Annotated in this window: 4 protein-coding genes and 2 pseudogenes; 2 read left to right on the top strand and 4 right to left on the bottom strand. The window is 39.4% G+C overall.

The window, feature by feature from the left end:
• The 4 genes and pseudogenes from AC0KTX_RS16295 to AC0KTX_RS16280 all read right to left on the bottom strand — a co-directional run.
• The coding region (locus tag AC0KTX_RS16295; RefSeq protein ID WP_474253123.1) for an IS1634 family transposase at window positions 1-1,140 on the bottom strand (1,140 nt) is incomplete at its 3' end.
• Between the two features lie 161 nt (window positions 1,141-1,301).
• Complete coding sequence (locus AC0KTX_RS16290) at window positions 1,302-2,204, bottom strand: IS4 family transposase (RefSeq protein ID WP_474253122.1); 903 nt, start codon at window positions 2,202-2,204, stop codon at window positions 1,302-1,304.
• A gap of 458 nt (window positions 2,205-2,662) precedes the next feature.
• Window positions 2,663-3,709, bottom strand: a pseudogene (locus AC0KTX_RS16285) (IS30 family transposase).
• A 312-nt stretch (window positions 3,710-4,021) separates the two neighbouring features.
• The gene (locus tag AC0KTX_RS16280) at window positions 4,022-4,342 is read right to left on the bottom strand and encodes an ArsR/SmtB family transcription factor (RefSeq protein WP_474253121.1); all 321 of its coding nucleotides are present in this window, start codon (window positions 4,340-4,342) and stop codon (window positions 4,022-4,024) included.
• Window positions 4,343-4,633: 291 nt separating this feature from the next.
• Here AC0KTX_RS16280 and AC0KTX_RS16275 point away from each other — a divergent pair.
• Window positions 4,634-6,133 (top strand): annotated as a pseudogene (locus AC0KTX_RS16275) (IS5 family transposase).
• Window positions 6,134-6,156: 23 nt separating this feature from the next.
• Window positions 6,157-6,504: a hypothetical protein gene (locus tag AC0KTX_RS16270; protein ID WP_474253120.1), complete on the top strand. Its 348-nt coding sequence runs from the start codon at window positions 6,157-6,159 to the stop codon at window positions 6,502-6,504.
• Window positions 6,505-6,674: the final 170 nt, after the last annotated feature.

Here is a 6,674-nt window from a genome sequence, read left to right as displayed (position 1 = left end):
AAACTTGGAATACGCACGGTTTTTGACGAGTCCAGATGGACCGAGTTCATCAAGCTTCGATTGAAGGTTTTCTAACACGACTTGACGACTCGCTCGATCACGTTCTTCAGCGTCCGGATTGTAACAGAGTACATACGTTTCGCCATCGATTTTCTTTGACTTCACTTTTAGATTCGGGAGAACCTTCTTATATGGCCCACGGATGGATAATAGCTCTTGGGCTTTCTTCGACTTTCGTAATTTGACACCCACTATATATTCCATGCCCAGTTCACGAATTTGATCTAAGTTGGCTTCACTAACCATTCCGCGGTCTCCCACTAGAATGACTTTCTGAATAGGATAGCGCTTCTTCAGATCTCCAACCACCATGCCAAATGTCTTCGTATCATGCATGTTTCCAGGGAAGACTTGATGTCCAATCGGAATCCCTGTTTTGGTCATTAATAAGCCAATCACGACTTGTTTTCGATCTCCACGATGATCTTTGGAGTAACCATAGTGAGCCAGCAGTTCGTCTGCTTCCTCTCCTTCGAAATAGGTGCTTGTCGTGTCGTAAAACACGATATCTACTTCTAATGAGGTTAAATCGGTTAAATGTCCATAAAGTTGTTCCTCAATTTTTTCTTTTTGTTCACTTAAGAAGTCTAATGCACGATAGTAGTGATGGAGTTGGATGTCTGAAAGACCTTCTGCATAAATCGTGTCGATCCATTGTTTGAAGATATAATGCTTACTATTGGGATCCATGAGACGGTTTAACACCATGGCAAAAATGGCTTCGTCATACTGAGAAGCAGCCTCGGAATCATCCATGATTTTACGTAATAGCCGACCAAGCCCTAACTTTTCCCATACCTTTCGGAACAGATAAACCGGCCCAAACTCTTTTGTCCAAAGCACGGAGACAGAAGAGGAAGAGCCTTGCCCGTGAATTCGGTCAAAGTAACGCTCTGAAAATTTGGCTAATCCCTCGATTATGTTATCGACAGAGCCATTCTCTAATAAATGTTCTAACCTCCCTAGATTACAAAGCGTTTGTTGCCGAACTTTATTGTCTACACGAAATGTACGACATATTTGTAGATATTGACGAACAGAACCATTTTTATTTTTTTGCTTATTAATTCGAATATACATAGCACTAATAGTATAACATATATTACATATTATTGGATATACAAAAGTTATCCACATAACACTACATAATGATTATATTTTCGATAAAAAAAGTGGATAACTATTGGTATAATCACCTTTAGTTATCCACATGTAGTGAAATGGTGTCAAACTTGAGTTTATCAAACGCAATACACCAAACTCAATAAACGGAGTAAATGATCAACATCTGTGTTAGCGGAAAGATCAAAGCAATTCGTAATGATCCCAACGAGGTTTCCTTCACTGTCTTTCGTTTCGATGAAACGGAGAGGATGTTTCATCTTTGTACCATTTTGAGCATTTCCAAGAAAGACGATCTGATCTTTGTAGATGAGACTTTCCGGGTCCGGAGATGTTTCTGAAAAAACTTCAATTTCCGCATTTTTCTTTAATCGGGTAATAAATCGAATCCCTTCGCAGCAAAATTGATCAAACTTCTTATAATCCACATATCCCCGGTCAAAGAGATAAAGGGCATTTGGGTCACTCTCAATCAATTCACTCATCTGCGTGCGGTCTGCAAGTTTAGCCGGTAAAATAACTCCTTTATCCGGGAGCGTAAATTCTTTCGTGACGACGACTCTTAAATAGAGACGGACACCTGCTTTCGTCTTACGGAATGTCGCCCATGGATACTGGGTAATACTCATGCTCATCGTAGTTGAGTCGATGACACAAAGACTTCTTATATCCCGGAGGATAGGAGTGTGTTTCACTTTTGGCAGGATCTCCAATACCAAATGATGAAAGATTTTCTCAAACAACTCAGGCGACAAACTACCAAGCTTTCTGGAAAGTTGTGAGGTACTTATCGCATCAAACTCAATATGGGTTTGTAACTCTTCCTCGTCCTTTACGTGCTTAGATAAAGCAGCTAAACTTTCGATTTTGTTAATTTGAGAAATGATAAGCAATTGTAAGAATTTATAAGCTGTCAGTTTTTTAACGTACTTATCAAGATTAATCGTATTCATCAATTTAGAAAAAGTTTGTTGATCCATTCCTTTAAACAGTTCATTTATTGTGGATTTTGTGATATCCATAGGCTTCCCTTTTTAATTAGGATTTGGACAGGACTACCAAACCTAATTATAAGGAGTTTTTTTATATCTAAAAAGACCTTATTTTTCCATATATCCCATAAAAACACTTTATTTTTTCTATGATTTGACTTGACAAACTGATTTTTATTTTATGCAAAACTAATGAAGTTTTATGGATAGATTAGCAATTTATACAACAACAGATGCTGTTTAGTATTTTGTTCCTAAATTGCAATATTAAATGCAACACTTTTAATAAACCCAAGTTAACCGTGATAGATTAAGGTTTTAGACTAAATTGCAATTAAAAGGGACTGTAAATCGGGCAACTTTACATGGAGGGGCAGGCATGATAGCCTTGTTGGCACAGCCAGCCTCTTTGTCAGCTGGCTTCCTGGCTGAACAGTCATGCCTGCTGGTGGTTCCATGTCAAGTTGCTAGACGCAATATGCCGATCATTATGAAACCAATCGGGAAAGCTCTTCCTGAAAACATTCTTCTGAGGTCTTGTAACCTAATATCCTGCGAGGAAGGTTATTACACAACCGTTCTGCATAACAAATCGTTTGATCAGATACAGAAGAAATCGGTTTCTCCTTAGGAATAAATCGTCTGATAAGGCCATTGTGTCTCTCGTTTGTCCCTCTTTCGCTAGAGCAATAGGGATGAGTAAAATAAACAGATGTGTCCTCATCTTGAACTGCTAGGCTTAGTTCCGCAAACTCAGAACCATTATCTGATGTAATGGTTTTGAAAACTTGATGAAAATGATTGCCGTATTTATTACACAAACTCTCGATGATACGATTGATGGCTTGGCTGGTCTTACCTTCAGCTCTGAATATGAATTCTTCTCAAGTCTTACGTTCTGTAAGAGTCAGGAGAACTCGATCTTCTTGGTCTTTTTTGCCGATGACTGTATCGATTTCCCAGTGTCCAAATTCTTGACGCTGTTCAACTTCAGATGGTCGTTCTTCAATACTTTGACCTAGGATGCGCTTATTTTTACGGACTCGTTTTGTTTTGGTATTACGTCTCAACTTCATTGGTAAATCGATGTTTTTAACGGCTATTAGCCCTTTATCAATATAGTTATAAATGGTTTTTGTACAAACAATCTGATCACCATACGTGTTATGAAGTTTAGCGTGTCCACAAGCTGCAACCGGAGATCAATCGTCATCTAAGATTTTCTTTTCAACAAATTGGATGAAATCAATGGCGAAATCTAGTTTTAACTTGGCGCCACATGCCTTCCGATTATTCTCGTATCGGGTTTGTCCGGTTTCTGGAAAATAGGCTTCAAAGTAGGTCCTGTCTGATTTCATTTGTTGAACTGTTCCACGCTTTAATTCACGAGAAATCGTGCTTTTGTGGCAGCCCAATTCATTAGCAATCGCTTGTAAAGATTTACCTTGTTAGCGTAAAACGGCTATTTTACCACGATCATATGCAGTTAGATGTTTAAAAGAGCGTTTATTTGTGGTAGACTGAGTTTGGATCATAGATAAAACCTCCGTATGATTGTGTTTTCGTCGACCTAATCATAACACGGTTTGTCTATGGTCTTCTTGTTTTTTATCTTCATCTGTTGCATTTAATTTTACAACTAACCAATTGAAAAATTTTTTAAAAAATTGATTTTAGGTAGAACTGTGGAATGCTTTCATATTTCCATGCTTGAGAAGCATTCCGTTGGATTTCCTTCTGTTTTTTGTTTATTAAGATGAGATATTCATATTCGTACATTATATAGTACACCTCTTTCATCAAAATATTTTGATTTATAAATCAAAAAAATTAATTACCCTCGAAAACTAGCAGGATGGACGAAAAAGACAACATAGTTCTGGTGATAACAAATGGTTTACTTCATCCGTATTTAGTTCATAGTAACTCCATGTCCCTTTTGTTTCTTTTTTAATGAGATTGGCATCTAATAAAATTCTTAAATGATAAGATAATTTAGACTGGGTCATCTCTAGCAGTTGAGTTAGATCGCAGACACATGTAGGACCATTTTGGGAAAGGATGTTCATGATGTGGAGGCGCTTCTGGTCAGCTAATGCTTTAAATTTTGCCTCATATTTTTCAAAAGTAGTGGAAATCATTGTGTTTTGAAGAGGTATTTCGTTCATTTTTCCCACCCCATTTATCAAATTTTTTTATAGTGGAGTAGCGGATGTCTCTGTATACATTCAGAGAGCAAATCGAGAACAAGGGATAAGAAAACTGTTGCTACGAGAGCTGGAGAAAGAGGCAAAAGAACAAAACTTCCATAAGCTTGTCTTGTTTACATTTTTATTTAGGGTCTGCTGAATAAACAAAAAACCTAGTAATGACAAGGGTTTTAGACATTTTTGTCGAATATAAAGTGTAAGGATTTGCACGAAAATCTACAAAAACCCTTGCACTTGGAGGCTGACACTGTGTATCAGGAAACGCAAAATCAACTGACATTTTCGGATGACTTCTTTCTGCCCTTTGGCGGAAAGTTAAATAAAGAAAATCGCTAGGTCCTTCTATCCGAAATCGTTCCTTGGGGGAAGGCTGAAGAGAAATATGCCAAGGCGTTCAAGAATGCCTTCAAAGGTGAGAAGGCTCTCTCTGTAAGAGTTGCCCTTGAAGCTTTGTTAATTCAAGAGCGCCTTGGATGCAGTGACCGTGAAACCGTCCAGCAGATTACAGAAAACCCGTATCTGCAGTACTTTATTGGTCTCCCTTCGTTTCAAGAAACAGCCCCTTTCCATCACTCTTTGATGACCCATTTTCGGAAGAGGCTCGGCTCCGATATCATCAATAAAGTCAACGAATGGATCGTCATGGAAGAACAAAAGCAGGATAAAGAAAACGATGACAATGATCAAGACAGTAACCCACCTTCCAATAGTGATTTTTCAGAAGATGTCGTGGAACCTGACACGAATGTTTCTGAAGAAATTATAAAAAATGGTAAATTGTTGCTTGATGCAACATGTGCACCAGCTGATATTGCCTTTCCCACCGACCTTGGACTCCTTAACGAAGCTCGCGAAAAACTGGAACATATCATTGACGTCCTGCATGAGCCGTTGAAAGGATCGAAACAAAAGCCCCGGACTTATCGAAAGAAGGCAAGAAAGGACTATCTGACCATCGCTAAACAGCGGAAGGTTAGCACCAGAAAGATGTACAAAGCTGTCGGTAAATAACTGAGATATGTCAAGAGAGATCTTGGAATTATTCAAGAGTTGGTGTCGCAAAGCTCATTATCTCTATTGAGCAAACAGGAGTACAGGGAGCTTCTTGTCATTCAGGAACTCTATCGGCAACAAGAAGAAATGCACCGTACAAAAACACATCGTGTTGATGATCGGATCGTCAGCATTTCCCAGCCACATGTACGTCCAATCGTTCGAGGCAAAGCCAAGGCAAATATAGAATTTGGTTCAAAGGTTGCCGTCAGCGTAGTGGATGGATACGTCCTGGTCGAGAAATTAGACTGGGACAATTTCAACGAAAGCATCACCCTTCAAGAATCAGTTGAAAACTATCAGTTCTACCCGGAAGCTGTCCTAGCAGACAAAATCTATCGAAACCGAGAAAACCTACAGTATTGCAAGGAACGTGGAATCCGCCTTAGCGGTCCAAAACTTGGCCGTCCTTCAAAGGAAGAGGACACAGCCCAAAGGCTACTGGCGAAAAAGGATGCATCTGAACGGAACACTGTAGAAGGTAAATTTGGATAAGGCAAGCGCTCCTATGGGCTGGGTCTTATTCGAGCACGCCTTCAAGACACCAGTGAAACAGTAGTTTGCATCCAGTTCTTGGTAATGAATCTTGAGCGAAAGCTTAGGGTTCTTTTTTGCCATTTTTTCAGAGAGCTATTCGCACTGATGGCTGTTTCAGAAAATTTTCAGTCGGTGATTCGTTCAGCAAGCCCTATTTAGGTGTCCAAATTATGGAGGCACTGATGGAAAATCAGTTCATAAACGAAACAGAGGATTGCTTCTCTATTACGGAGAAAGGAGATCTCTTCTTTTCCGATTGTCAAATCAATATAGAGGAACTGCGAAAAAAGCGCCACTCCTTCTCCCATAAATGCTTAGACTGGAGTGAGCGACGCCACCACTTGGCAGGCGCACTCGGTCATGCTTTGCTCGAGCAATTTTATCAATTAAACTGGATTGAACGTATGCCGAGAATGCGAGCTTTGAAGATCACGATGCTTGGAAAAAAAGGGTTTCGTGACATGTTCTCCATTGATGTTATCATAATCTGCCCCATCTATCAAACCTACTATCAATTGAACTGGTGGTAGCGACCGATTCCTAGAGCCGTGAGCTATTGGCCAATTCCTTTTCGCCTTAGTTTAGAGGCAACAGCAGTTTCCCCATTCCAAGCGACTTGATTACCATCTATCACCCGTAAACCATTCAACCAAAATCTGCGTCGCAATATCGATTCAATTGACAATTTGACAACTAAACA

The organism is Aeribacillus sp. JST-2 (assembly GCF_056032925.1).
The sequence above is the reverse complement of the archived record's forward strand: the minus strand, read 5'-3'. Positions and strand labels throughout refer to the sequence as shown.

Coding starts and splice junctions, on each gene's coding strand:
- AC0KTX_RS16280 (WP_474253121.1), bottom strand. CDS start 4,342: ATGAACGAAATACCTCTTCAAAACACAATGATTTCCACTACTTTTGAA.
- AC0KTX_RS16290 (WP_474253122.1), bottom strand. CDS start 2,204: ATGGATATCACAAAATCCACAATAAATGAACTGTTTAAAGGAATGGAT.
- AC0KTX_RS16270 (WP_474253120.1), top strand. CDS start 6,157: ATGGAAAATCAGTTCATAAACGAAACAGAGGATTGCTTCTCTATTACG.